Below are 25,657 nucleotides of genomic sequence, written 5' to 3'. Positions count from 1 at the left end.
AGTTTGGCGTCGGTTTTTGATTTAAACCAAGGAGTTTGCTGATGAAGATTCTGGTGGTCGGCGGCGGTGGCCGCGAGCACGCCCTGGTCTGGAAGATTGCTCAGTCGCCACTGGTCGACAAGATCTACTGTGCACCGGGCAACCCGGGCATCACGGAAATGGCCGAATGCGTCGACATCCCGGCCGACAAGATCACCGCCCTCTGTGATTTCGCCCTCGACCAGGCGATCGACCTCACCGTGGTCGGGCCGGAGGTGCCGCTGACTCTGGGTATCGTCGACCTCTTCCAGGCGGCCGGGCTTGCCATCTTCGGCCCCAGCAAGGCGGCGGCCCAGCTGGAGGGGAGCAAGAGCTTCTCCAAGGACCTGATGGCCAAGTACGGCATCCCGACCGCCGCCTACCGGACCTTCACCGAGCGGGAAGCGGCGGCGGCCTACATCCGCGAGCAGGGCGCGCCGATTGTCGTCAAGGCCGACGGCCTTGCTGCCGGCAAGGGGGTGATCGTCGCCACCAGCGTCGAGCAGGCCCTCGCCGCCATTGACGAGATCATGCTCGACAAGGTCTTCGGCGCCGCCGGGGCGAGCGTCGTGGTCGAAGAGTTCATGGCCGGCGAAGAGGCCTCCTTCTTTGCCTTTACCGACGGCAAAAATATCCTGCCGCTGGCTTCGGCCCAGGATCACAAGCGGATCTTCGACAACGACGAGGGCCCCAACACCGGTGGCATGGGGGCCTACTCCCCGGCGCCGGTGGTCACCCCGGAGCTGTCCGAAGAGATCGTCACCACCATCGTCCGGCCGACCATCGACGGCATGGCCGCCGAAGGGACGCCCTATTGCGGCATCCTCTACGTCGGCTTGATGATCGAGGCGGGGCGGCCGCGGGTGGTCGAGTACAATGCCCGCTTCGGCGATCCCGAGGCCCAGCCGCTGCTGGTGCGAATGAAGTCGGATGTCGTTCCGGTGCTCCTCGCCTGCGCCCGCGGCGAACTGACCCAGGCTGCCCTCGAGTGGCATGACAAGGCCGCCGTCTGCGTCGTGATGGCGAGTGGCGGTTATCCCGGAAAATTCGTCCAGGGCTACCCGATTCGCGGCATCGGCGCCGCCGAGAACCTGGACGATCTGGTCGTGTTTCACTCCGGCACCGCCCGGCGCGATGAGGTGCTGGTCAACGCCGGCGGCCGGGTGCTGGGGGTTACCGGGCTGGGGAGCGATGTCGCCGCGGCGATTGCCAGGGCCTATGCCGGTGTCGAAAAGATCAGCTGGCAGGACGTCCACTTCCGGCGCGACATCGGCCGCAAGGCCCTGCAGAGAACCTAAGTCACGGAACGAAACCCTTTCGGAGCGCGTGTCATGAGCGAAAACAAACCCCTGGTTGGCATCCTGATGGGGAGCGACAACGATTACGAGGTGATGGTCGAGGCCGCCAAGGCCCTCAAGGAGCTCGGCATCGGCTTCGAGATGACCGTCTCCAGCGCCCACCGCACCCCGGAGCGGACCGGCCACTACGTGCGCAGCGCCCGGGAGCGGGGGCTGAAGGTGCTGATCGCCGGCGCCGGCGCCGCGGCTCACCTCGCCGGGGTGATGGCGGCCGAGACCACCCTGCCGGTGGTGGCGGTGCCGATCGATTCCTCGGCCCTCGACGGGCTCGACGCCCTGCTGGCGACGGTGCAGATGCCGGCCGGGATCCCGGTGGCGAGCATGGCGATCGGCAAGGCCGGGGCGCGCAACGCCGGCATCTTTGCCGCGCAGATCCTTGCCACCAGCGATACGGCCCTGGCCGGTCGCCTGGCCGACCTGAAAAAGTCGATGGCGGCCGGCGTCGAGGCCAAGGCCCAGGCACTGCAGCGGCGCCTCGCCGAAGACAAGCTGATCTGAAGGTCGTACTCCCGGGAGGGGATTGACAGGCCTGCGGCACGATCCCTGCAGCCCTTCGCCGGTCACCGATCACCGCCAACCTCAGGAGACCTATTGTGAGTTCCCGGGACCAGAAATTCCTCACCGCTTTCTGGGATTTTTTCTGTTCCCTGAAGCTGACTATCGCCACCCTGATCCTGCTCGCCATCACCTCGATCATCGGCACCGTGGTGCAGCAGGGGAGATCGCCGCAGGAGTATCTGCAGGAGTACAGCGAGACGACCTACCGGGTGCTGACCGCGCTCAACTTCACCGACATGTACCACTCCTGGTGGTTCCTCGGCCTGCTCGAGATTTTCGCCCTCAACCTCATCGCCTGCTCGATCAAGCGCTTCCCCAAGGTCTGGAAGACGGTCCATGAACCGGTCCTGGCCCCCGCCGAGAGCTTTTACCGCACCCTGCCCAACAGCGAAGAGGTGGTGGTCAAGGGAGAGGGGATCGAGGCGCTGCGCGAGCGCGTCGCCGCCCTGCTCGGCAAGGCTTTCGCCACACCGGTGGTCACCGCCGGCGAGGAGGGAGCGGTTCACCTCTTTGCGCAAAAAATGCCCTGGGCCCGTTTCGGGGTCTACGTCACCCACCTCTCGATCATCATCATCTTTGTCGGCGCCATCATCGGCTCGCTCTGGGGCTACAAGGCGTTTGTCAATATCGTCGAAGGGACCGCCACCGACAAGGTCTGGGCGCGGGGGGCGAGCGAACCGATCGACCTCGGCTTCCAGGTGCGCTGCGACGACTTTTCGGTCTCCTTCTACGGTGGCGGCGGAGGCGGCCGGCCCAAGGAGTTCAAGAGCGTGCTGACGGTCATCGACGGCGGCAAAACCGTGGTCGACCAGCGACCGATCATCGTCAACGACCCGCTCACCTACAAGGGGATCACCTTCTACCAGTCGAGCTACGGGCCGACCGGCGAGCCGACCATCAAGCTGCGGGTCAAGGTTCGCGCCAGCGGCGAGGTGCAGGAGCTCGCCGGGCGCCAGGGGCAGCGTCTGATGTTGCCCGGCGGCGGCAGCGTGCGGGTCGTCGACTCGACCGAAGCGTTCCAGGATTTTGGTGCGGCGGCGCGCATCGAAGTGGTCCCGCCCGAGGGGGAGGCCCGCTCCTTCGTCGTCCTCAAGGCGTTTCCCGAGTTCGACGCCCAGCGCGGCGGCGACTACATCTTCAGCCTGCTCGACATGGAGCAGCGCTACTACACCGGGCTGCAGGTCGCCAAGGACCCGGGGGTGTGGGTAGTCTGGCTCGGCTGCGCGATGCTGGTGCTCGGCTCGATGACCGCCTTCTTCCTCTCCCACCGGCGCATCTGGGTCACCCTGCTCCCCCTCGCCGGCGGCAAGGTCGGGGTCAAGATCGGCGGCAGCGCCCATCGCAACCAGCCGGCCTTCGAGATCTTCTTCGACGACCTCAAGAAACAGCTCCGCGACGAACTCAAGTAGTTTCCGTCCGGAAACGGCTCTTTTCCGCCGTGGCGGCGTCAATCTTCGGCCTTGCTTGTGCGGCGTACCGGTGTACGCCTCCGCGCAAGTCCTCGATTTCCTTGCCACAACGAAAAATGCCTCGTTTCCGATTCGGAAACCACGCCGTGCCCATCTGGAGTTACTAGGCAGGATTTAAACGTCCTTAAGGAGGACCTAGCGCTATGACCAGCACAACGCTCTTCAATCTTGTCACCATCGGCTACTTCTCGGCGATGATTCTGTTCCTGCTCTACCTCGTCACCCACAGCAAGACCATCTCTCTGCTCGGCAACATCCTCGCCTACCTTGGCTTTGCGGCGCAGACCGCGGCGATCGGGCTACGCTGGTACGAGTCCTACGCCCTGCTCGGCGACGCCGGCCGGGCGCCGTTGTCGAACCTCTACGAGTCGGTGGTCTTCTTCACCTGGACCATTCTGCTGATCTACATCCTCGTCGACCTGAAGTACAAGCAGCGGGCGATCGGCGCCTTTGTTGTCCCCTTCGCCTTTCTCGGCATGACCTGGGCCCAACTCGGCCTCAACGACGCCATCGATCCGCTGGTGCCGGCACTGCAGAGCAACTGGCTGACCTACCACGTCATTACCTGCTTTCTCGGCTACGCCGCCTTTGCGGTCGCCTGCGGGGTGTCGATCATGTACCTGATCAAGGTCGGCAAGGAGGGGGGGAGCGGCGACGCCCCGGCCGGCGGCATCCTCGCCCTCTTCCCGAGCGCCAAGGTCCTCGACGACATCAACTACAAGGCGATCATGATCGGCTTTCCGCTCCTGTCGCTGGGGATCATCACCGGCGCGGCCTGGGCCAACTACGCCTGGGGGACCTATTGGAGCTGGGACCCGAAGGAGACCTGGAGCCTGATCGTCTGGTTCATCTACGCCGCCTTTTTGCACGCCCGCTTCACCCGCGGCTGGGTCGGCAAGCGCGCCGCCTGGCTCTCTATCATCGGCTTTGCCGCCACCATCTTCTGCTACCTCGGCGTCAACCTCGTCCTCTCTGGCCTCCACTCCTACGGCGGCGGCTGAACGGGCCGCTCCGCTCCTGTGGCGTGGAATTTGCACATTTTGCTCTCCCCATACCTGGTTTGCCCTGGCTGCTTCCGACATCCGGAAGGAGGCGCCGGGGTCTGCCTGTCTGCTGCAGCGGTCCCGGCCTTGGGCATAGCGCTTATGCTACCCCGTGGAATCGCTGGTCATGGTTTGTGATTGTTCCCGGGAGGAGAGGTCTGTTATGAAACGGATGGCCCTGTTGCCGACGGTCGCGGCACTGCTACTGCTGATGGCGGTGCCGGGTTGGGCGGCGGATAGTTGTGTGACTGCGAACTGCCATGCGGTGATGGGAAAGGCGCGCTTTGTTCACGGCCCGGTCGCCGCGGCCGAGTGTGACCTCTGCCACGAAGCGACCGGCAAGGCCCACCCCGGCGGCAAGGGGGCGTTCAAGCTGGCGGCAGCCGGGAGCGCGCTCTGCTATCAGTGCCATGACAACAAAAGCGACGGCATGAGCAGCGTCCACCCGGCGCTGGTCGATGGTTGCACCGGTTGCCATAGCCCCCACCAGAGCAGCTACCCCAATTTCCTCTACCAGGAGGGGACGGCCCTCTGTCTGAGGTGCCACGAGGATAAAACGGCCGGCATGGCCGACGTCCACCCGGCTCTCGAATCGGGGTGCACGAGCTGCCATGACCCCCACGCCGGTAAGGCGAAGGGGATGCTCCCTGAAGCCGGCGCCGCGCTCTGCCTGAGCTGCCACGACGATCCGCGCCAGGGGAAGGCGGCGTTGCACCCACCGGTCGCGGAAGGGGACTGCACCGCCTGCCACAACCCCCATGCCGGCAAGGCGAAGGGGATGCTGCCGGCGTCCGGGCCTGCCTTCTGCGAAGAGTGCCACGACAGCAAGACCGCCGGAATGGCGGATATCCACCCGATCATCGAGAGTGATGGCTGCACCGGCTGTCATGACCCCCATGGCGGCAAGGTGAAGGGGATGCTCCCGGCGAGTGGGGCCAAGCTCTGCTACAGCTGCCACGAGAGCAAGACCAAGGGGTTAAAGGTCCTGCATCCACCGGTGGCCGACGGCGACTGCACCGCCTGCCACAGCCCCCACGCCGGCAAGGCGAAGGGGATGCTGCCGGCCGCCGGCTCCGGGCTGTGCAACGAGTGCCACGAGAGCAAGACCGCTGGCAAGGCGCACGTCCATACCCCGGTGGCGGATGGCGAGTGCACCTCCTGCCACGGTCCCCATGGCGGCAAGACCAAATTCATGCTGCCGGCGACGGGCGCCAGGCTGTGCAATGAGTGCCATGACGACAAGGCCGCGGGCAAGGTGGTGCACAGCCCGGTCAAGGACGGGGACTGCACCTCCTGCCATGATGTCCATGCCAGCGCTGCGGAGAACCAGCTCGCCGCGCCCGGCAACGAGCTCTGCTTCATGTGCCACGACGACAAGGCGCAGCTGGGAACGATGGCCGATGTTCACCCGATCGTCGCTGACGGCTGTACCAACTGCCACAATCCGCACAGCGCCGGGCAGAAGTACCTGCTGCCGGCCCAGGGGGATGCCCTCTGTTTTTCCTGCCACGACCAGATCGAAGCCGAGACCAGAGGCTCTTCCCGGCATGGCGCCTTGACCGATGGCGGCTGCAGTGCCTGCCACGACCCCCACGGCACCGGCTATCCGAAGATGTTCTCGGGGCCGGCCGCCTCGATGTGCTATGGCTGCCACGAAGAGATGGAGCTCAGGATCAAGGCGCAGAAGTACGGGCATGAGCCGGTGGCGGCAGGCGAATGCTGGGCCTGTCACGCCCCCCACGGCTCGGATTATCCCCCTCTGCTCAAAGCGGCCTACCCGCAGGAGTTCTATGCCAGCTACAGCGCTGAGCGCTATGCCCTTTGCCTGACCTGCCATGATCGCACCGCCTTTGAGTACGCCCGTACTTCGGAGGCGACCAATTTCCGCAACGGCGACCGCAACCTGCACCGGGTGCATGTCAACAAGCCCGACAAGGGGCGGGTCTGCAAGGTCTGCCACGGTGTCCATGGCGCCGATCAGCCGAAAATGATCCTGAGCAAGGTGCCCGACTTCGGCCAGTGGGAGATTCCGATCAACTTTGTGCCAAACAAGGCCGGCGGCACCTGTTTCGTCGGCTGCCATAAGCCGAAGAGCTACAACCGCTACAAGGCGGTGGAGAACCCGTAAGGCGAGATTGGGGCTTGCGCTCCCGGCCCGGGCTGCTTATCCTTGGCGAGTTCGCAAGACCTTGAATCCAGAGTCAAGACCTGGTCGCCGCAGCAATTGCCGATGAATGTCGATAAGGCGGGGGCTTTTGGGTCTCCTGGTTTGGCCCTGGCCTGCGAAAATGTGTGTAAGGTTTTGGAAAGATAGGAGTTTCCCCGGCTCAGTACCGCAATTTCCGGGGCAAACGCAAGCAGTTTCTCCCCGCTGGTTGTTCGAATAGGGCGGGATGGAGCAGGAGAAGACAGTGACGATGGAACTTTCCGCTTCCAGGGTACTTCGTTTTGGCCTGATCCTCGGGGTCCTGCTGCTGGTTGGCGCCTGCGCTCCGCCGCCGGCCAAGGAGACCCAGCGCTTCTTCTGGCCGCTGCCCCCCAACCAGCCGCGGATCGAGTACATCGGCTTCATCCAAAGCGACCAGGACGTCAGGGAGGGCGGCGAAAATGCCTTGAAAACCGCAATTTTAGGGCGAGAGAGACCCCAGCCACTTTTCGAAAAACCAATGGCGGTGCTCGGGCGCAAGGATTCGGTCCTGGTCACCGACGCCGGGCTCGGCAAGGTCCTTTTTCTCGATTTTTCCGGGCACCAGATTCGCTACCTGCAGAACAAGGATGGCAAGGATATTCCCTTTCGCCTCCCCGTCGATCTCGCCGAGGATGACCAGGGACGGATTTACGTAGCCGACTCCCTGCAGAAGGCGATCTTCGTCTTTTCTCCGGAGGGCAAGGAGCTCTATTCCTTTAAAAGCGGGGAGCTGAACCGGCCGGTCGGCCTCGCCGTCGATTCTGCCCGCCAGCGGCTGCTGCTGGTCGATGCCGAACGCCAGGCCGTGCTGCTATTTGGCCTGGAAGGGGACTTCCGGGGAAGTTTCGGTAAACGTGGAAGTGGTGAGGGGGAATTCAACTTCCCGCTCGACCTCGATCTCGATCCGCAGGGGAACATCTACGTGCTCGATTCCCTCAATGCCCGGGTCCAGATCTTCGACCCCGAGGGGCACTTTCTGCGGACCTTTGGCAGCCGGGGTACCAATCCCGGGTCGTTTCAGCTGGCCAAGTCCATTGCCGTCAGTCGCTTCGGCCAGATCTACGTCACCGATTCGCTCGCTCACAACTTCGTGATCTTCGACCTCCAGGGCCGCTACCTGCAGACTATCGGCGGCAAACACTGGAGCGGCAGCGGCAAGGTCGTGCCGGGCGGGTTTTACATGCCCGAAGGGGTCGACGTCGATGCCGAAGGGAGCATCTGGATCGTCGATGGCCTGAATCGCATGCTCCACCACTACCAGTACCTGACCGAGGCCTACCTGCAGGCGCACCCCATCGAGCCGGGGCAGGCCTACCTTCCGCCAGCGCTGAAGAATATGGATAGGGTGCAGTGACGGCCGGGACCTTGCAATGCCGATCAAAATGATGCTGGCCACAGATGAACGCAGATAATGGCCGGTTCTTGAAACCCTGATCGGGTTTTGGATTTCCATCTGCTAAAAATCAGCGTGTATCTGCGCACGAATAGGGTTTCGGATCTGCCTCGTTTGTCGCCGCCAGCGCCATGGACGCGTTCGATTGCAGTGAGCAGAAATTTTCGCCAGCCTTGGCATGCGTGTCGCAGAAAATGTCGAAAGGACCCCGGATATTCGCGAAAACGCGAACCTGCCGGACTGAATCCCGTTAACAAGCAAGGGCGACTCATGAAAAAACTGACCAGGATTTTGCTGTACGTCTGGGCGCTCGGTCTGCTCGGCGCGCTGCCGGCCCGGGCGCTCCAGCTCGTCTACCCGGCCGACCAGACCTCCGTCCACCGCTCCGATTTTCTGATCATCAAGGGGAGCGAGCAACCGCCGCTGGAGGGGATGTCGGTCGAGATCAACGGCGCCAAGAGCGACGTCATCGACATCTCCGGCGCCGATTACCGGGCCGCTTTCCAGGACTTCCTGATCCTGCAGCCCTCCTTCGACCCGGGGCGCAACGTCGTCAAGGTTGCCGGCTATCGCGGTGGCCAGGTGGTGGCGAACCAGACCGCGACCGTTTACTACCTGCCCGGACCCTACGATCTGCCACCGACGGACTTTCCGACTTTCGTCATGCACCGCCCGGAAAAGGAGGCCCTCTGCGCCGGCTGCCACAATATGAACCCGACTCCCGAACAGCTGGCCCAGACCACGCCGGACACCAACCCCTGCGCTGCCTGCCACCGGCGCATGTTGCAGGACAAGTACGTCCATGGCCCGGCCGGGGCCTTTCGCTGCGCCTACTGCCACCAGCCCGACAGCCAGCCCAACCGCTACCAGTCGCCGGATGGTGACGCCGGTCTCTGCAACCAGTGCCACCAGGAGAAGGTTGACGAGTTCAAAAAAAACAAGTTCGTTCACGGCCCGGTGGCGGTCGGCCTCTGCAGCGTCTGCCACGATGCCCATGCCAGCAACAACCCTGCCCAGGTGGTGCTGCCCATCAATGATCTGTGCCTGAGCTGTCATGCCAAGGTCTCAGGGGCCCCCCACGTAGTGCGCGGCATCCGGGGCGAGGCCCATCCCCTCAGGGGGGTCCAGGACCCCTCCCAGCCAGGTCGGGAGCTGTCCTGCGTAAGCTGCCACAATCCCCACGGCGGGAAGACGGAGTATTTCTTCGTTCGCAACATAAATGGGCGTTTCAGTCTCTGCGAACTTTGTCACCAAAAGTAGTTCGTTAATGGAACCAATTACTTTCAAGGATTACTGATGATGAAAAGAGAACTCTGCCGGACCCTTGTCGTTTTCGCTGGGCTGCTGATCTTTGCCGGCTGTGCCAAGCCTCCAGCCCCCATGAAGGTTTACTGGCCTGCACCACCCGATACCCCGAAGATGGAATGGATCATGACCTACTACTCCGAGGACAGCTTCCCCAAGACCGAGGGTGAGAAATTCGCGGAGAACATCGTCGGCAAGAAAGAGCTGCATTTCTTTCAAAAGCCCATGGGGGTCGCCTCCGACGGGCACGGCAAGATGTACGTAGCCGATATGGACCTGCACAACCTGCGGGTGGTCGACTTCAATGCCCGGACGATGGAGTTCTTTTCCAAGTCGCCGATCTTCGGGTTGCCAGTCGGCGTGGCCCTCGACGGCAGCGGGCGGATTTTCGTGTGCGACGCACAAGCCCAGCAGGTTTTTGTCTTCGCACCGGACCGTTCCCCGCTTTTCGTGTTCGGCAAGGGAACCTTGCAAAAACCTGGATTCCTGGCGTTCAACGAGAAACTCAAGCGCATCTATGTCACCGACGTAGTCGGCAGCAAAATCGAGGTTTTTGACTATGAAGGAGAGCATCTCTTTTCCTTCGGCGGCGGGGGAGAGAAGGGTGGCCAGATATTCACCCCCTACGGTATCGCCGTCGATTCCAAGGGTCGGGTCTTCGTCTCGGCTCAGCTCGAATCCCGCATTCTGGTCTACGACGCTGATGGAAGATATCTCTATGGTTTTGGTCAGCGTGGGGACGAGGCCTTCCAATTCGAGGGACCCCGCGGACTCGCCTTTGACAGTGAAGATCACCTCTACGTGGCTGAGTCCCGCAAGGCGGCGCTGCTGGTCTTCGATACCGAGGGCAACCCCCTGACCCGCATTGGTGGCGAACGTAGTGCTAGTCCGCTGGCGTTTTCCTTGCCGACAGCAGTTTCTGTCGATCAGAACGATCGTATTTTTATCACCGATGCCTTCAATCGTTCGGTGACCATCTGGCAGTTTCTGACGCCCAGATATCTGAAAGAACACCCCCTCGACCCGGAGATGCTAAAACGCATTGAGGAACGGGTCGAGCGTCGCCAAAAAGAACTCCAAGAAAAGGAGGGCAGCAAACCTCGGTGATTTGGCCAGCCACTTTGGGTCAATCAACTGATTCCAAGGCAATATCCAAAAAAGAACTGCCTTTTCTCTGAGTTTTCAGTATTGGCATTCAGATTGCAAACCGTATCGCTGGACTCATTGAGAGGCAGGCCGGAGTCCCGGACCCGGCCGATGGTTTAAATCGAGGGGAGCCAGAGCTCACCCAAAACACCAAGGAGGTAGGAAATGAAGAAGGTAATTGTTTTGGCGACGGCCATCGCGCTGCTCGCCACCCCGGCATTCGCCGCCATCCGTAACTCGAAGCACGACCTGTCCAGCAGCAGCGCGGCCACCGTCAAGTCGACCAACATTGACGAGTCCTGCGTCTTCTGCCACACCCCGCATGGTGGCACCACAGGGTTCCAAGCTCCCCTGTGGAACCGCAGCGGTACTTCGGCCAGCACCTGGTCTGCCACCGACCTTTACAACAGCTCCACCCTGGACAGCGCTTCCAGCCCGACGACTGTTCTTTCCAAAGTCAACGCTTCCGACGCCCCGCTCTGCTACTCCTGTCATGACGGCACCTCCCTCGCCGGTGGCCTGAATAATCCTCCGGCCAGTGCCAGCAACGCCCAGCCGACCTTCACCGCTCCCAATGACGTGGTCGGCGCCCAGGCCAACCTGAATGACGGTAGCTCGGCCCTGAAAAACGACCACCCGATCGGTATGGATTACGGCACTGTTCAGACTAACGCGGGTGCCAATGAGTTCGTGGTCGAGACCACCCCGAACCAGTTTGTTGACGTCCTGCCGCTGTTTACCAGCACCGGCGTGATGTGGTGCTCCTCCTGCCACGACGTCCACAATCAGGGTGCTGGTCAGCCACTCCTGGTTAAATCAAACGCTGGTTCGGCTCTCTGTACTACCTGCCACGTCAAGTAAGTTTCTTCCTGCGGGAAGTTGAAGGGCGGGAGAGGCAACTCTCCCGCCCTTTTTTTGGGTGCGCCAGGCATGGCGCACGGTGTGTAAACGCCGTCGGGCTGGTTATGGTGTCCTTCCGGCAACCGAGAGGGGAATGTGTGCGCCCAGGAATAGGGTTTGTCAGCGTTCTATTCGGTTTCATCCGCGGGGTGATTTGGGACTTGCCGTTGATTCGGGAATGGCTCCTGGTGTTCCCCCTGTTCGTAGTTTGCGAAGCCAGGCACCAACGGAGCCCGGTCCTGACGGGCTCCGCAGTTTTTTACCTGCTCCAGCGGCCTGGTGAGAAGACGGCAAAGGGCTTGCGATAGCGCGGGAATTCCCCACGGAGGTTCTCCTTTCAGGCCGGTTTAAGGGGTGTTGGCCCGGAGGTTCGGGCTGTTTCTTTGCCTCCATTAGGCGGTCGTGGAAGGAATGGAAATTGCACGCCTGCCTTGAAGAGTTTCATGCGCACATTCAACTAGGACTGGCAAATAGGGCCCAATGCGTCTTTTTTTCTTTATATATGCTGCGTTATTCCTCCTGATTTCGGTTGCCGATCCGGCCAGGGCCGACGTCGGAGGGACGGCGGAATTAAGTTACGCCACCTACCGGCGCATGGAAGACGACCAAAAGACCGTCGATGCCCACCATTTCACCCAGCAGTATTCCCTGCTCTGGTCCAAGAAGGGCCTGATCAACGGTGGACGCGGTGGCAAGTACGACCTGGCCCTGGGGGGGGAGCTCAACTATCTGGACTCTGCAATCAACGGTCAGGACATTTCCCTCGACAGCCTCAAAGTCCTCTACAATGGCGACCTGCTCCTCGCTCCCGGGGGCCTGCCCTTCCGCATGCACCTCTTTTCCAATGATCTGCATCAGTCGCAGTTTCTCAACGACGCCGTCGCACCGCTGAACAACCGTTTTCTGTTGCAGCCCGCTATCGCCACCGATCTTCTCAACGGCCAGCACTACGTCAGCGGCGCCAGTCTGCTGCTTGGTATCCGCAACGGTTCCTACCTTGGACGATACCGGGATACCCTTTCCCAGCTTCCCCGGATTCTGCTCGACTACAGGGAGAGCTACGTCAGGGACACCAACGCTCTCACCCCCAGCCATTACCGCGATCGGCAGCTCGCCTTCGTCTCGCTGAACAAGAAGGATAACTGGTTCCACTACCGTTTCAAAGATTTTGTTGACTACGAGGACCATGAAAACGACTATCAGACCAAGACCTGGATTCTGGGGACGGTCGACGAAACCATGCGGCGGCGCTGGATCAACATGGTCAACTGGATTAAGATTTCCGCCGATGGCTCCTATGAGGTCAATTCACAAAATCGCCGCACCCAGTACAACGATAAGCGTTACGATCTTAATCTTTTTACCGTTGCCAACCGCTCTGCCTGGAGCGTTTCAAACTTCACCACCTTCCATCGTATCAGCAACGGAAGCCGGGTCGAACGGGTTCTCGATGTTCCGGTCTTCGCCAATGGACGGCTCGCCCGGGATGCGAACTGGCGCCTAAAGTTGATCGGCCACAAAAAACAACAGGATTTATTCGACTCAACAAGCCGCGGGTTGCAGGACGACGACCTCTATCTCGATGCGCAACTTGAAGCTTACCGGTCCCGGCCCTACATCCTTACCCCGCGCCTGGAAGTGGAGACCCGGGACCAGGACTTCACTTCGGGCCAGGCGGCCCGCGCAACTCTCGAGGTCGCCAGCAATAGCAAGTATTCACCCAAGGTCGCCTGGTTCGGCTCCCTGTCCACGGCCTACTTCGCCGGGCAGGACAACTCCGCTCTGGCGGCCAAGGAGGAATTGTCCGCCTGGGAACAGGTTGCCGTGGGGGAGGTGGATGTCAAGGTCAGCCGGAAGCTTCGGACCTCGTTATTGCAAAAGTTCATCTATTTCACCGGCGATGCCGGGGCCAACATGACGAACCAGGTGGTTCCTCAGGCGTCGGGCAATCTGGTGGGAACCAACGACAGTAGGACCGATGTGAGCGGAACGACCTATCGCTCGACCAGCACGGCGCGCATGGATTACATCGGTGGCCGGCTGCGAAATGCCCTGGAAGCGACCTACGATTTCCTCCATCGCAACGACCAGGACCTGGATCAGTGGCTTTTCCGGCATGACCTCTCCTACAGCGGCCGGAATTTCCGGGCGCGGATGACCAACACTCTGACCCTCGGTGTGGAGCTGGCACAGCAGGGCGCCGCCAGCGTTGACTCGAATTTTGCCTTCCAGGGAAATGCCGACCGGGCCTGGCAGCACTCAACCGACCTCCAGTACTCGCCGGGAAGGAGCTGGGAGACGACCCTGCGCGCCGACTATTACTGGCGGGATCTTCCGCAAGGAGCGTCCCAGAGCTTGAGTCTGCGCCAGACGGCTCTCTACAATTGGTACACGGTCAACGGTCTGGTGCGCAAGATCGCCGAGTTGGAAGAGCGCATCGAGTCCGACTGGATTGATGTCCCCTTGCAAGGCAGTAGTCGCCGAAATGAATACGGCTTGCGTTTTAACTATTATCCGATTCATCGCATTCTGTTGGGGGCCCGGGCCCGGTATATCGATTACGATCTAAATTATTCTGGTGCCTTGATCAGCGGTCTGGTCGCTCAGTTCAATTATCCCAAGCTGCAGGTAGCCCTTTCCTACGATTACGGGACCTCCGGTAATGTCGACGAACAGCGCTGGGAGGTCAAGGTCCGCAAGATTTTCTAGGTCGATGGCACTTCGCTGCGTTGTCCTGTGATTTTCCTGCAGCTGGAAGAAGGCAAAAGCAGCGAATCAGGCATTAGCAGCAGGCTACCCAGATAACATGAAAGCCAAGGCCGCAAGAAGGCCGGTTGTCAGCCTCTGCCAAAATCTGCGTTCATCTGCGGCTACACATTTTCCTGCCGGCTATCTGTTATTGATTTTCTGCGGATCAGGTAGATAACTCAAGGTTTTCTTGCTCATTGATGCGCCTTCCCGGTAGGATGTCCCCTGTAAAGCAGGGCCGGCGACAGCGGCCTCCCCAACTTGGAATGGCACCCTTATGAAGCTCTCCCTGGTCGTCCCCGTATTCAACGAAGTCGAGAACCTGGCCGCCCTTCATGCTGAGGTCGTCGCCGCCATGGACCAGGCCGCCCTCGACTTCGAGCTGATCCTGGTCGACGACGGCAGCCACGACGGCTCGGTGCCGCTGATGCTCAAGTTGGCGCAGCAGGATCCGCGGGTCAAGGTGATCCTGCTGCGCCGCAATTTCGGCCAGACCGCCGCCATGGCCGCCGGTTTCGCCGCGGCCGGGGGGGAGGTGGTCATCCCAATGGACGGCGACCTGCAGAACGACCCGGCGGATATTGCGGCGCTGGTTGCCAAGCTGGATGAGGGGTACGACGTTGTCTCCGGATGGCGGGCCCGGCGTCAGGACCGCTTCTTCAGCCGCCGGCTCCCCTCGATCCTGGCCAACGGCCTGATCTCGCGCATGACCGGCGTGCATCTCCACGACTACGGCTGCACCCTCAAGGCCTACCGGCGCGAGGTGCTGGCCGAGGTCAACCTCTACGGCGAGCTGCATCGCTTTGTGCCGGCCCTGGCCAGCCAGATCGGCTGCCGGGTAACGGAAATCCCGGTCAACCATCGGGCGCGTCAGGCCGGCACCAGTAAATACGGCATCGACCGGACGTTGCGGGTGATCCTTGACCTGGTTACCGTCAAGTTCCTCCTCAAATACGCCACCCGCCCGATGCAACTGTTCGGGAAATGGGGAGTGCTGACCCTCCTGTTGGCCGGCCTGTCGGGAGCGACTACCCTGTGGATGAAGTTTTTCGACGGCCTGTCGATGAACCGCAATCCCCTGACCATCCTCACTGCCTTTCTGCTCTTCACCGGTGTGCAGTTTATCGTCATGGGCCTGCTCGGCGAGCTGGTGACCCGTACCTACCACGAGGTGCAGGACAAGCCGATCTACACCATCCGCGAGACCCGCAACCTGGACAGGAAAAATTCCCAACCCAAGGCAGGTTAGCCGGAGATGTCGCAGTTGGACGCAGATAAGGCAGATCGACGGCTTTGCTCTGAATGCTGTGGTTTGATCGGCGAGAATCTGCGTAAATCTGCCGATGAATTAGACTTTGTCAGCAACCTGGGTCCGATCTATGCTTCGCCTGAATAAAAGCCTGGTCTTTCTGGCCCTGTTCGCCCTGTTCGGGCTGGCCGCATCCCACATTCACGCCTTCGACATCTTCTGGCAGCTGCAGTCGGGCAAATACATGGTCGAGACCGGTTCGATCATTCGCACCGACCTTTTCACCCTCGCCAGCGATGCCCCCCGTTATGAACACTGCTGGCTGCATGACCTGGTGACCTACGCTGCCTACCGGCTCGGAGGATATCCGGCACTCAGCCTGCTCAAGGGCCTGCTCCTCGGCGCCATGGCGCTGTTCCTGGTTCTGGCGGCTCGCACCCGCAGCAGCTCCTGGCTGGCCATTCTGCTGGTATTGCCGATTCTGTTTGCGGGCATGGGGGGATGGTTGGCCCGCCCCCAGCTCTGGACCTTCTGCTTTTTTGCATTGTTCGTCTGGGTGTTGGAACGCCACCGGCGCAACGGGGGGCGCCGGATACTCTGGCTGATTCCGGTTGTGCTTCTGTGGGCCAACCTGCATGCCGGGGTGGTGTTGGCTGCCGCCCTGTGGCTCGCTTACGCTGCTGGAGGGTTCGCCAATCGGGTGGTGTTCGGAAAAGAGGAAAAGATAAACCTCAAACGGCTATTCTGGCTTGCCCCCGGCCTGATGGTAGCCGCGGCATTGACTCCCTATCCAGATTACCTCTGGTCGACACTGCGGGGGATTGCTCGGCTAGGCGCTCATAATTCAGCTGGGGGCCAGTTGGTCGGTCCCATGACCGCCATTTTCAACATGGACTGGCGGCCGACCACTTTTGCCGGGGAGCCGCAGTTCTTCTATGCCCTGATCGCGACGGCCCTGATCCTGCTGGTCGGCTGGCGGCGAAACCGGTTTACCGACCTCTTCCTGCTTGGCGGTCTGGCGCTGATGGGCTGGCGCCTGAGCCGGCACACGACCTTTCTTTATCTTGGAATGGTTGCCATCTTGCCGGCCTATCTTGATGTTGCCGTTCGTCCCCTCGCCGACCGGGTCTCCAAGCGCACCGCGACGGTCCTGGTGCTCTGCCTGACCCTGACGGGGGCCGCTTCTTTTGCCTGGTTCGCCAAGCCCCCGCTGGAAAAGTACGGCTGGTTCCGGCTGGGGTTGCGTCCCTTTCAGTATCCGGTCGCGGCGGTCGATTTCCTGAAAAAAGAATCGCTGCCGAAAAACCTCTACAACACCTACGACTGGGGCGGCTACCTCGCCTGGCAGCTCTTTCCGGAGTATCTTGTTTTCTGGGATGGTCGCCAGAACTCTGCAGAAATGTTCCGTTACGGCTGGGAGATCATGGCCGGCAAGCCGGGCTGGGAGGACCACCTCGATCGTTTCGCCGTCAACACCATCGTGACCCGCACCTGTACCATGGATACTGGCCAGCGCTTTCCGCTGCTGGACCGATTGCGGACGAGTCCGGACTGGGTCCTGGTCTTTCAGGATCCTGCCGCCCTGGTCTTCGTGCGTCGCAACGCGCTTCCCACCGCCTGGGTCATGGAACACGAGCTCCCCCCGGATAGGATCGACGATACCATTCTGGCCACCGGCCGGCGGCTGGTCGCGGACAACCCCAACCGTTATATTGCCTGGTGGGAGATCGCCCGGATCGAACTGGCACGGCGGAATTATGCCGAGGCTTTTACGTCGCTGGGAGAATACCTGCGGCGGACCCCGGTGCCCGATCCGACCGCTGAATATTACTACCGGATGCTTTATCCGACGCAGCAGGGAAGGTAGCCGAAATGTCCAGTTGGTGGCCCCACCACGGGGAAAAACTGTTGCTGCTCGGCCTGATGCTGGTCGTCTTCGCCGCCCGCCTGTGGCAGCTGCCCGCCTACCCCTTTCACGAGGACGAGATCGGCAGCATCGGCGTGATGCGCTCGATCGTCGAGACCGGCCTCCCCCTGACCGGAGGATCGCTCTACTGGCGGGCGCCGTTGGCCCACTACCTGATGGCCCTGCCGCTCCTGTTCGGCGACGTTTCGCCGGTCACCGCCCGGTTAACGAACGTGGTTCTGAGCCTGTTTCTGCTCCCGGTCGGTTACGGCGTCGGCCGCCAGCTCCAGGGGCGCACCGCCGGCTGGCTGGCAGCGTTGCTCCTCGGGTTTTCCGCCTACCAGAACCTGCTGGCCGCCTTCACCCGTTGGTACCAGCCCCTGCAACTCTTCTTCCTCCTTTCGATCTATCTGGCGGCTCGCTACTGGCTGGAAGGGAAGCGGAAGGGGTTGGCCTGGCCCCTCGGCCTGGCGGTGGTCGCCACCCTCCTCTGCGACAAGCCCGGGCTCTTCATCCTGCCGGCGGTGGCCTGGGCCTGGCTGCTGGCCGGGGACTGGGGACTGGTGCGCCGCTGGCGGTTCCTGCTGGCCGTCTTGGTGGTGCTGATGGTCGCCTGGCTGGCCGATGTCTGGACGCCGGCCGGCACCTATCGCAACACATTTGCCCTTAACCTGGCGCTCGGCGGGCTCAAAGACAAGTGGGCCTTCGCCCGCTGGTTCCGGGACCTGCTCCCCCTCGGCTGGACCCTGCTGCTGCTGGCCGTCGCCCCACTGGTAATGGAGGGCCGCCGCTGGTGGTATTACGGGGGCATTTTCGTTCTGGGGCTTGTCGGCACCTCGCTGCTCGCCCCGGGCGACAATCCGCGCTACATGGCCCACATCTTCCCCGTCGGGCTGATTCTGGCCGCCAGTGCCGCGGCCTGGTGGCTGCAGGCGGTCCGCTCTCTGCTCCTCCGGCACGCCCTGCCCGGGCGCGGCAGGCTGGCGGCGACCGGCGCGCTGCTGCTGGCTTCTGTGGTCTTCTTTGTCGGGGTCGACAAACACGATGTCTCTGCCGCCGTCGGCTACTACTTCAAGTTCGTCGACCAGAAGCCGGCCCATGATTACCTGGCCAGCCGTCTGCAACCACAGGACCGGGTGATCTCGGTCGACCCGGGGATCACCGACTTCTATCTCGGTTGTCCCGTCAATTACTTCCTGCGCCAAAAATTCGACCCGGTCAGCAACCGCTGGAGCCCCTACCCGGCAGGGGTCCGCTCCGACTACAATATCGACAGCCCGGAACGGCTCCGGGAGGTTCTCGATCAGGCGCCAGGGCGGGTCTGGCTGTATGCCAACTGGAAGATGGCATGGGCCGTCGACCCGGAGCTCGACCGGCTGGTGCGGGAGTGGTTCCGGCCGGTCTTCGCCCAAGGGGAGACCTGGGTGCTGGTCAGCAACCCCGGCGCCCTGCGACGCCTGGGGCGACCCGTTTCCCCCTGATCCAGCTTTGCGGCGCTCTGCCCGGGACGTACGACTATGCGGATTCTCATGCTCGCCCCCACCCCCTACTTTTCGGATCGTGGCTGCCATGTTCGCATCTATGAGGAAGCACGGGTCCTGCGCCGCCTTGGTCATGAGGTGCGCATCGTCACCTATCACCTGGGCCGCAACCTGGACGACATCCCCACCGAACGGATTCCGGCCGTCCCCTGGTACCGGAAGCTCTCCGCCGGCCCCTCCTGGCACAAGCCGTACCTCGACATCCTCTTGCTCTTCAAGGCCTGGCAGGTGGCCCGGCGCTTCCGGCCTGATCTCCTGCATGCCCATCTCCATGAGGGCGCTTTTGTTGCCGCCCTGCTCAAACCCGTACTGCGGTTGCCGATCGTCTTCGATTGCCAGGGGAGTCTGACCGGCGAACTGGTCGATCATCGCTTCGTCCGCAAGGGGTCGCTCCTCTACCGGGTTTTTTATCTGCTCGAAGCCTGGATCTGTCGCCGCGCCGATGCGATTGTCACCAGCGCGACGCCGACCGCCGAACTGCTGAAAGCCGATTTCGCAGTACCGGAAGCACGAATTACGGCAGTGGTCGATGGCGTCGACGCCGGGGACTTCCATCATCACCCGGGCCAGCATGATCTGAAACGGGAGTTGGGCTTGCCGCCCGCCAAACAAGTTGTCGTCTTTCTCGGCGCCATGAACGAATACCAGGGGATCGATTTGCTCCTCGATGTCATCAAGACGCTCTCTGCCCGCCGCCAGGACTGCCACTTTCTTCTCATGGGCTACCCGGAGAGGGCCTACCGGGAACGGGCGGCGACATTGGGCATTGCCGGATTGGTTACCTTCACCGGCAAGATCCCTTACGACCAGGCGGCTCGCTACCTCTCCCTTGGTCAGATCGCAATCTCTCCCAAGCTTTCCCGCACCGAGGCCAACGGCAAGCTCTTCAACTACATGGCTTGCGGGTTGCCGGCCGTGGTTTTTGATACCCGCATCAACCGGGAGATTCTGGGGGATGCGGGGCTCTATGCCGAATTCGGTGATGCCGAGGCGCTGACCAATGGGTTGGCAGCGCTTCTGGACGATCCGGAGCGGGGCCGGAATTTGGGAAGAGTGGCGTGGCAGAAGGCGCTGGCCGAACACTCCTGGGCTAACCGGGCGACCCTGCTGGAACACGTCTACCACAGGCTCCTTGGAGTCGGTGACAGTGATGTTCAGATTATGAACAGTAAGCGATAAAACTGTTGAATTTCATTTAATTGTCGTGATAGTGTTCGCCTCATGAACACTGAGCGCGAAAACGGACAAGAGAATTACCGGGCATTTTTGCTCCTTGCCGAAATCGAGAAGGCGGAGAACCTTTCGCAACGCGATCTGTCACGACGGCTTGGGATCGCGCTGGGGTTGGTGAATTCTTACCTCAAGAACCTGGTGGCCAAGGGTTTTGTTCGTGTTAAGTCCTATCCACGCAATCGCTATGCTTACCTCCTTACCCCCAAGGGGCTGACCGAGAAAAGCCGTCTAGCCTATCAGCACCTGAGCTACTTCACCGGTTTGTATACCACCACCCGGCAAGATTACCTGGGACTCTTTCGGCGGATGCAGCAGAAGGGTGCTAGGGAAATAGTTTTCTGCGGCATCGACGAAGTGGCGGAAATCGCATTCATGTCGTTACAGGAGACTAACTTGAGTCTGGTGTCGGCCATGGATGACAAGCGGGTTGGAGAATTGTTTCTTGGTCGCGTTATCCAGCCCCTTGCGGCGGTGTTTACCTATAGGGGACTCCCAATTGTGGTGACATCCCTCAAAAAAGGCCCTTTATTGCGCGACAGCTTGCTTGCATTAGGGGTTCGTCCTGCAAATATCTTGGGTGCCGAGGGCCAGGCGAATTGTTTTAGGCAGGGTGGCCAGGGTTCAGGCGGGCTCGCCAAATGAGCAGTTTCTGGTTACAATTCCTGCCGCGCCATTTTCGAGAAAGGCTCTTCGGGCGTGACGAGTTGCGAAAAGCAATTGACAATACTGGATGGTTGTTTGCCGACAAACTGGTCAGGATGGGCCTCGGGCTTGTGGTTGGCATCTGGGTTGCCAGATATCTCGGCCCGACTCAATTCGGGCTGTTGAGTTTCGTAGGGTCATTCGTTGCAATATTTTCATCGCTTTCACTGTTGGGACTTGACGGTATCGTTGTTAGGGACCTCGTAAAAGCCCCGGAGCATGCAGCAGAGATCCTGGGCGTGACATTTTTTCTGCGTTTAAGCGCCGGGGCAATAGCCTACCTGGCAATGCTTGGAGCGATATTGTTATTCAGGCCCGACGACCGTTTGGCACAGGTATTTGCGGCCATCATGGGGGCGGGGCTGCTATTTCAGGCGCTCGACACGATCGATTTGTGGTTCCAATCAAAAGTTCGCTCCGTCTATGTTGTGTATGCCAAGTGCTCTGCTTTTATCGTAAGTTCCGTTGCCAAGATCGCGCTGGTCATGGTGCGGGCTCCCCTGATTGATTTCGTCATTGTCGGTGTCGTCGAGTTGTTGCTGGCGGCTACGGGTCTGCTGGTTGCCTATCGCTACCAAGGACAACGGATATCGGCCTGGAGAGTGAACCTTGCGCACGCTCGCAGGTTGCTTTCGGATTGCTGGCCGCTCCTCCTTTCCGGGGTGGTGTTCATGGTATATATGCGGATCGACCAGGTCATGCTCGGGCAGATGATCGACGACCATGAGGTCGGGGTTTATTCTGCGGCAGTTCGCTTGGCAGAGGTCTGGTATTTCATTCCGACTGCCGTCGTATCGTCTGTGTTTCCCAATATCGTTCGTGCACGGGAAGTCGACGCAGTCGAATTCTACAACCGGCTGCAGAGGCTTTATAACCTACTGGCGTTTATGGGATATGCCGTTGCCGTACCAGTGACCTTTGTTTCGGGGGTGGTCGTCAGCCGGCTGTTCGGTCAGGACTATGCGGCGGCGGGCCCCATGCTGGCGCTGCTAATCTGGGCCGGACTGTTCGCCAATCTTGCCGTGGCCCGGAATGCTTATCTTCTGGCCATGAACTGGTCTCGGGTTTTATTCGGCATGGTGCTGGCTGGTGCGTTGGTCAATGTTCTCCTGAACCTGGTGTTGATCCCCCGCTATGGAGGCATGGGGGCGGTGATTGCCTCCTGCGTTGCCTACTGGGTCGCAGCTCACGGCGGTGGATTGTTGTATGCGCCATTGCGAAAATCCACTCAGATGCTGACCCGCGCATTGCTTTGTCCGAAATTCTGGTAATTCACGGGTGACCTATTGTGAGAAGTGATCTGACGGGAAAGTCGCATTGGGATCAGGTTTACGCGCATGCGGTTTGCGGTGAGAGGGGAGGTTGGCAACCTACGACCTATACGGAAAAATCTATCGAGTTTTTTCTGATGCAGGCGGTCCAGGCAGTCCGGCCGCGAAATATTCTTGAGGTGGGGTGTGGCAATTCCGTGTGGCTGCCCTATCTGGGCCAAAAAACCGGGGCAAAGGTCTTCGGTATCGATTATTCGGAGGAGGGATGTCGACTTGCCAAAGATAACCTTGTCAGGGAAGGTGTGACAGGTGAAATCATCTGTGGCGATATCTTTGAACTTGCTGCTGCCGATATCGGAACTTTCGACTTGGTTTATTCTCTCGGTCTGGTTGAACATTTCACGTCATTGACGGATATCCTAGGACGGCTCGCGCAATTTGCCGGGCCGTGTGGGACCGTTCTGACTGAAGTACCAAATCTGTATTCAGTGCATGGATGTTTGGCCGGTCTCTATCAGCCAGCCCTGTTGTCCAAGCACCGAACCATCAGAAGGTCAGAACTTGTCAAGGCCTACCGGGACTGTGGGCTTGACGTTTCCGATCACGGGTATGCTGGACTGTTCTCGTTCGGCATAGTTGCTTGGGGGCTGGACCAACGCTTTCCCAGGTTAGATGCGCTGATTCTCCCGGTCGTAAGGACGCTGTCGAAAATGACAGAGAAACTTTTGGCAAAAACTGCTTATCAAAAAGGCTGCTCATTACTTTCACCCTTTTTGTATGTCTATGGTAGCAAGCCTTCTCCCCGTGCTCGGGGAACCAGCGATTAGCAGGCCGGCATCGTTAGGCATGAAGATGCAAATCCGTGGCGGGATAGTTTTCTTGAACTGGTCGGCAACTGCTGGCCGCACAACTGTTGGGGTCAGGGTACGATGTATAGCGGCACCAGTTTTCTTGGACACTGATTTGGGATAGAATCCCGATGTCCAAGGAGATTAATAATGACAACAAACAACAAGAACGAAACAGTCACTGGGCCTTTGGCCGAAGGGCAACGTTGGAGCGCTGCCCGCAAGCGTGAAGTGGTTCTGCGCTTGCTGCGGGGCGAATCGGTTGATGCTCTGTCCCGCGAGTTGAGCATCGAAATCTACCGCCTGGAGCAGTGGCGAGAGAAAGCGCTGACCGGAATCGATGAGTCGTTGAAACAACGTCAGAACGATCCGACTCAAGCGGAACTCAACCAGGCCATGCGCCGGATCGGCGAATTGACCATGGAAAACGAACTACTTTGGGAACGGGTTAAAAAACCCGGCCCTTTAGCCAAACGGAGGTCGTCGAAATGAGCCAAACGATCTCCCCAGGCGCTGAAAAGGCCTACGGCGTCCAGCGGGTTTGCAATGTTTGGGAGCAGGCTCGCTCCTCGTTCTACCATGCCTCGCGCCAGATTCCGCAATCAACTCCCAAGCGTCGTGGCCCACGTCCGTCAATCAGTGATGAGGATCTTCTCGCCATGATCCGTCACGATCTGGCCACGTCCCCGTTCACCGGCGAAGGACACCGCAAGGTCTGGGCCAGGCTGCGGATTTGTGACGGCGTGCGCATCGCACGCAAGCGGGTTCTGCGGTTGATGCGCGAGAATCATCTGTTGTCACCTCACCGGGGTTGGCCCAAAGCAGCCAAGGCGCATGATGGTAAAATCATCACCATGGCTCCGAATCTAATGTGGGGCACCGATGGCACCCGCGTATTCACTCTCGACGAAGGCTGGGTCTGGATCTTTAGCGCCGTCGAGCACTGGAACGCCGAATGTGTCGGCTGGCATGTTTGCAAGACCGGCGACCGTTATGCTGCTCTTCAACCACTTTCCATGGCGTTAGACAACATCTATGGGGGCGTAGAGAAAGATATTGCCCGAGGGTTGTCTCTGCGTATGGATCACGGCACCCAGTACCTCTCAGACCATTTTCTGAACCAGATCAAGTTCTGGGGAATCACCCCCAGCTTTGCCTTCGTTGCCGAACCACAGACCAACGGAGTTGCTGAACGATTCAACCGCACCTTGAAAGAGCAAGCCATCTATGGCCGAATATTCCGTACCATCGATGATGTTCGCGAGGCCGTGAAAACCTTCGTCGAACTCTACAACAGCGAATGGCGAGTCGAGAAAAATGGCTTCCGGTCGCCCGACGAAATCCGTCAGGCGGCATAATCTAAACTTGTGTCCAAGGAACCGGTTCCGCTACAGTCAGGGTACGATGGTGACTGAACATCATACGGAAAACAAAGTTGGGGTCTCTGTTCGGATGAGTGGGTCTCCCGCCTACCCGGATGTTCAGGAATTGTCGGGCCTGATTCGGGACGCCCTATACGCTGCGGGGGTTGGCCACAACAACCGCCAGGCTCCTTTTTCTGAGATCATTGATGAGGGGGCGACTGTCCTTCTCAAGCCCAACTGGGTATTGCATGAAAACTATGGCGGTCATGGCATGGACTGCTTGGTGACCCATCCAAATTTCATCCTTGCCGTGTTGGGGGAGGTGCTCAAGGCCAAGCCTGGTCGAGTGGTCATAGGTGACGCGCCGATTCAGGAGTGTCACTTCGAGACTCTGGTGCCCCCTGAGTGGCGTGAAATGATCGTGGCCAAGTCTGATTGCCCGGTGGACATTCTCGATTTGCGACGGACCATTCTTCGCGACGGAGACCTGAGTCTCGGTCAGGATCAGGACGTTCGCAGCCTGGAACGCTATGTCCTTTTCGATCTGGGAAAAGCGAGTCTTCTAGAGCCAGTGTCAGATCCGGAGAGCCGATTCAGAATTACCTGCTATGATCCCGACCGACTTGCCGAAAAACATGGCCCCGGGTGTCACCAATACCTGCTCGCCAAAGAGCCTTTCGAGGCGGATGTCATCATCAACCTTCCCAAGCTCAAAACCCATAAAAAAGGGGGTATCACCGCCGCCCTGAAAAATCTTGTCGGTCTGAATGGGAACAAGGAGTATCTGCCGCATCACCGATTGGGGGGGAGCAAGGAGGGCGGTGATTGTTACCCCGGGACGTCCCAGGTAAAGAAGATGGCAGAGTATTGCCTGGACGAGGCCAATCGACGTATCGGTACGGCCGGCTGTCAGAAATGGCTGAAAAGTGCCAGATACCTGCTTAAAGCCCAAAATTTACTTGGTAATCCTGAAATTGAAGGCGGCTGGCACGGTAACGATACCGTCTGGCGGATGGCGCTGGACCTGAACCGGATACTTCTCTACGGTACAATAGACGGCGCAATATCAGACATGCAGCAACGGACCATTTTCTCCCTAACCGATGCGGTGATCGCGGGAGAGGGGAATGGTCCGCTCGCCCCCATGCCCGTACCCCTTGGCGCAGTCACATTTTCCAGCAACTCGGCTTTTGCCGATTGGGTTCACGCGTCCCTAATGGGCTTTGATCCTCTCAAGATTCCAATGATCCGAGAGGCCTTTCAGGGATTCCCGTATCGGCTCACCACTCTGGCGCCTGGGGACTGCCAAATCATCTGCAATGGGCGAAGTCTGGCCATAGACGAACTCAGAGATAAATTCGGTCGAGAATTTGTCCCCGCCTCCGGATGGCAGGGTCACATCGAGTGGCGAGGGTAG

General features: G+C 60.2%; 20 protein-coding genes. All 20 read left to right on the top strand.

All coding sequences use genetic code 11. The features are described from left to right. The first annotated feature begins 41 nt into the window (after nucleotides 1-41). The 20 genes from purD (at nucleotide 42) to DBW_RS13815 (ending at nucleotide 25,657) form a co-directional block, all read left to right on the top strand. Nucleotides 42-1,316, top strand: coding sequence for a phosphoribosylamine--glycine ligase (purD, locus tag DBW_RS13910; RefSeq protein ID WP_066728128.1), 1,275 nt, complete (start codon nucleotides 42-44; stop codon nucleotides 1,314-1,316). 33 nt (nucleotides 1,317-1,349) lie between these two features. Continuing rightward, nucleotides 1,350-1,874, top strand: coding sequence for a 5-(carboxyamino)imidazole ribonucleotide mutase (gene purE / locus DBW_RS18815; protein ID WP_066728126.1), 525 nt, complete (start codon nucleotides 1,350-1,352; stop codon nucleotides 1,872-1,874). 95 nt (nucleotides 1,875-1,969) lie between these two features. Next, nucleotides 1,970-3,343: a cytochrome c biogenesis protein ResB gene (resB, locus tag DBW_RS13900; protein ID WP_066728124.1), complete on the top strand. Its 1,374-nt coding sequence runs from the start codon at nucleotides 1,970-1,972 to the stop codon at nucleotides 3,341-3,343. 203 nt (nucleotides 3,344-3,546) lie between these two features. Further along, a complete protein-coding gene (gene ccsB, locus DBW_RS13895) occupies nucleotides 3,547-4,404 on the top strand; it encodes a c-type cytochrome biogenesis protein CcsB (RefSeq protein WP_066728123.1) in 858 nt (285 codons plus the stop codon). A gap of 205 nt (nucleotides 4,405-4,609) precedes the next feature. Further along, the gene (locus DBW_RS13890; RefSeq protein ID WP_066728122.1) at nucleotides 4,610-6,574 is read left to right on the top strand and encodes a cytochrome c3 family protein; all 1,965 of its coding nucleotides are present in this window, start codon (nucleotides 4,610-4,612) and stop codon (nucleotides 6,572-6,574) included. 289 nt (nucleotides 6,575-6,863) lie between these two features. Beyond that, a complete protein-coding gene (locus DBW_RS13885) occupies nucleotides 6,864-7,988 on the top strand; it encodes a 6-bladed beta-propeller (RefSeq protein WP_066728121.1) in 1,125 nt (374 codons plus the stop codon). A 309-nt stretch (nucleotides 7,989-8,297) separates the two neighbouring features. After that, nucleotides 8,298-9,287 carry a cytochrome c3 family protein gene (locus tag DBW_RS13880; RefSeq protein ID WP_066728120.1) on the top strand — a complete coding sequence of 330 codons (990 nt, stop codon included), beginning with the start codon at nucleotides 8,298-8,300 and terminating at the stop codon, nucleotides 9,285-9,287. A gap of 36 nt (nucleotides 9,288-9,323) precedes the next feature. Beyond that, a complete protein-coding gene (locus DBW_RS13875) occupies nucleotides 9,324-10,439 on the top strand; it encodes a hypothetical protein (RefSeq protein ID WP_066728118.1) in 1,116 nt (371 codons plus the stop codon). 204 nt (nucleotides 10,440-10,643) lie between these two features. Further along, complete coding sequence (locus DBW_RS13870) at nucleotides 10,644-11,339, top strand: cytochrome c3 family protein (protein ID WP_066728117.1); 696 nt, start codon at nucleotides 10,644-10,646, stop codon at nucleotides 11,337-11,339. Nucleotides 11,340-11,972: 633 nt separating this feature from the next. Next, the gene (locus DBW_RS13865; protein ID WP_157471903.1) at nucleotides 11,973-14,087 is read left to right on the top strand and encodes a hypothetical protein; all 2,115 of its coding nucleotides are present in this window, start codon (nucleotides 11,973-11,975) and stop codon (nucleotides 14,085-14,087) included. A 316-nt stretch (nucleotides 14,088-14,403) separates the two neighbouring features. Further along, nucleotides 14,404-15,375 carry a glycosyltransferase family 2 protein gene (locus tag DBW_RS13860; RefSeq protein ID WP_066728114.1) on the top strand — a complete coding sequence of 324 codons (972 nt, stop codon included), beginning with the start codon at nucleotides 14,404-14,406 and terminating at the stop codon, nucleotides 15,373-15,375. Nucleotides 15,376-15,505: 130 nt separating this feature from the next. After that, on the top strand, nucleotides 15,506-17,242 hold the full coding sequence (locus DBW_RS13855; protein WP_066728112.1) for a hypothetical protein: 1,737 nt from the start codon (nucleotides 15,506-15,508) through the stop codon (nucleotides 17,240-17,242). 5 nt (nucleotides 17,243-17,247) lie between these two features. Then, a complete protein-coding gene (locus DBW_RS13850) occupies nucleotides 17,248-18,762 on the top strand; it encodes an ArnT family glycosyltransferase (RefSeq protein ID WP_066728111.1) in 1,515 nt (504 codons plus the stop codon). A gap of 36 nt (nucleotides 18,763-18,798) precedes the next feature. Then, the gene (locus tag DBW_RS13845; RefSeq protein WP_231875339.1) at nucleotides 18,799-20,001 is read left to right on the top strand and encodes a glycosyltransferase family 4 protein; all 1,203 of its coding nucleotides are present in this window, start codon (nucleotides 18,799-18,801) and stop codon (nucleotides 19,999-20,001) included. Nucleotides 20,002-20,043: 42 nt separating this feature from the next. Further along, nucleotides 20,044-20,697 (top strand): winged helix-turn-helix transcriptional regulator, encoded by a 654-nt coding sequence (locus DBW_RS13840; protein WP_066728110.1) that lies wholly within the window; start codon nucleotides 20,044-20,046, stop codon nucleotides 20,695-20,697. Beyond that, on the top strand, nucleotides 20,694-22,028 hold the full coding sequence (locus tag DBW_RS13835; protein WP_066728109.1) for a flippase: 1,335 nt from the start codon (nucleotides 20,694-20,696) through the stop codon (nucleotides 22,026-22,028). Before DBW_RS13840 ends, DBW_RS13835 begins: the two co-directional genes overlap by 4 nt. Nucleotides 22,029-22,045: 17 nt before the next feature. Next, entirely contained in the window at nucleotides 22,046-22,855 is an 810-nt protein-coding gene (locus tag DBW_RS13830; RefSeq protein WP_157471902.1) for a class I SAM-dependent methyltransferase, read from the top strand. A gap of 171 nt (nucleotides 22,856-23,026) precedes the next feature. Next, a complete protein-coding gene (locus tag DBW_RS13825; protein WP_066726434.1) occupies nucleotides 23,027-23,368 on the top strand; it encodes a hypothetical protein in 342 nt (113 codons plus the stop codon). After that, nucleotides 23,365-24,234: an integrase core domain-containing protein gene (locus tag DBW_RS13820; protein ID WP_066726432.1), complete on the top strand. Its 870-nt coding sequence runs from the start codon at nucleotides 23,365-23,367 to the stop codon at nucleotides 24,232-24,234. The genes DBW_RS13825 and DBW_RS13820 overlap by 4 nt, the downstream gene beginning before the upstream one ends. 46 nt (nucleotides 24,235-24,280) lie before the next feature. Continuing rightward, nucleotides 24,281-25,657: a DUF362 domain-containing protein gene (locus DBW_RS13815; protein ID WP_066728105.1), complete on the top strand. Its 1,377-nt coding sequence runs from the start codon at nucleotides 24,281-24,283 to the stop codon at nucleotides 25,655-25,657.

It is taken from the genome of Desulfuromonas sp. DDH964 (assembly GCF_001611275.1).
Classification (GTDB): Bacteria; Desulfobacterota; Desulfuromonadia; order Desulfuromonadales; family DDH964; genus DDH964.
The sequence above is the reverse complement of the archived record's forward strand: the minus strand, read 5'-3'. Positions and strand labels throughout refer to the sequence as shown.

Coding starts and splice junctions, on each gene's coding strand:
- DBW_RS13845 (WP_231875339.1), top strand. CDS start 18,799: ATGCGGATTCTCATGCTCGCCCCCACCCCCTACTTTTCGGATCGTGGC.
- DBW_RS13840 (WP_066728110.1), top strand. CDS start 20,044: ATGAACACTGAGCGCGAAAACGGACAAGAGAATTACCGGGCATTTTTG.
- DBW_RS13870 (WP_066728117.1), top strand. CDS start 10,644: ATGAAGAAGGTAATTGTTTTGGCGACGGCCATCGCGCTGCTCGCCACC.
- DBW_RS13875 (WP_066728118.1), top strand. CDS start 9,324: ATGATGAAAAGAGAACTCTGCCGGACCCTTGTCGTTTTCGCTGGGCTG.
- DBW_RS13815 (WP_066728105.1), top strand. CDS start 24,281: ATGGTGACTGAACATCATACGGAAAACAAAGTTGGGGTCTCTGTTCGG.
- DBW_RS13865 (WP_157471903.1), top strand. CDS start 11,973: ATGGAAGACGACCAAAAGACCGTCGATGCCCACCATTTCACCCAGCAG.
- DBW_RS13880 (WP_066728120.1), top strand. CDS start 8,298: ATGAAAAAACTGACCAGGATTTTGCTGTACGTCTGGGCGCTCGGTCTG.
- DBW_RS13885 (WP_066728121.1), top strand. CDS start 6,864: ATGGAACTTTCCGCTTCCAGGGTACTTCGTTTTGGCCTGATCCTCGGG.
- DBW_RS13855 (WP_066728112.1), top strand. CDS start 15,506: ATGCTTCGCCTGAATAAAAGCCTGGTCTTTCTGGCCCTGTTCGCCCTG.
- purD (WP_066728128.1), top strand. CDS start 42: ATGAAGATTCTGGTGGTCGGCGGCGGTGGCCGCGAGCACGCCCTGGTC.
- DBW_RS13835 (WP_066728109.1), top strand. CDS start 20,694: ATGAGCAGTTTCTGGTTACAATTCCTGCCGCGCCATTTTCGAGAAAGG.
- DBW_RS13860 (WP_066728114.1), top strand. CDS start 14,404: ATGAAGCTCTCCCTGGTCGTCCCCGTATTCAACGAAGTCGAGAACCTG.
- purE (WP_066728126.1), top strand. CDS start 1,350: ATGAGCGAAAACAAACCCCTGGTTGGCATCCTGATGGGGAGCGACAAC.
- DBW_RS13850 (WP_066728111.1), top strand. CDS start 17,248: ATGTCCAGTTGGTGGCCCCACCACGGGGAAAAACTGTTGCTGCTCGGC.
- ccsB (WP_066728123.1), top strand. CDS start 3,547: ATGACCAGCACAACGCTCTTCAATCTTGTCACCATCGGCTACTTCTCG.
- DBW_RS13890 (WP_066728122.1), top strand. CDS start 4,610: ATGAAACGGATGGCCCTGTTGCCGACGGTCGCGGCACTGCTACTGCTG.
- DBW_RS13820 (WP_066726432.1), top strand. CDS start 23,365: ATGAGCCAAACGATCTCCCCAGGCGCTGAAAAGGCCTACGGCGTCCAG.
- DBW_RS13825 (WP_066726434.1), top strand. CDS start 23,027: ATGACAACAAACAACAAGAACGAAACAGTCACTGGGCCTTTGGCCGAA.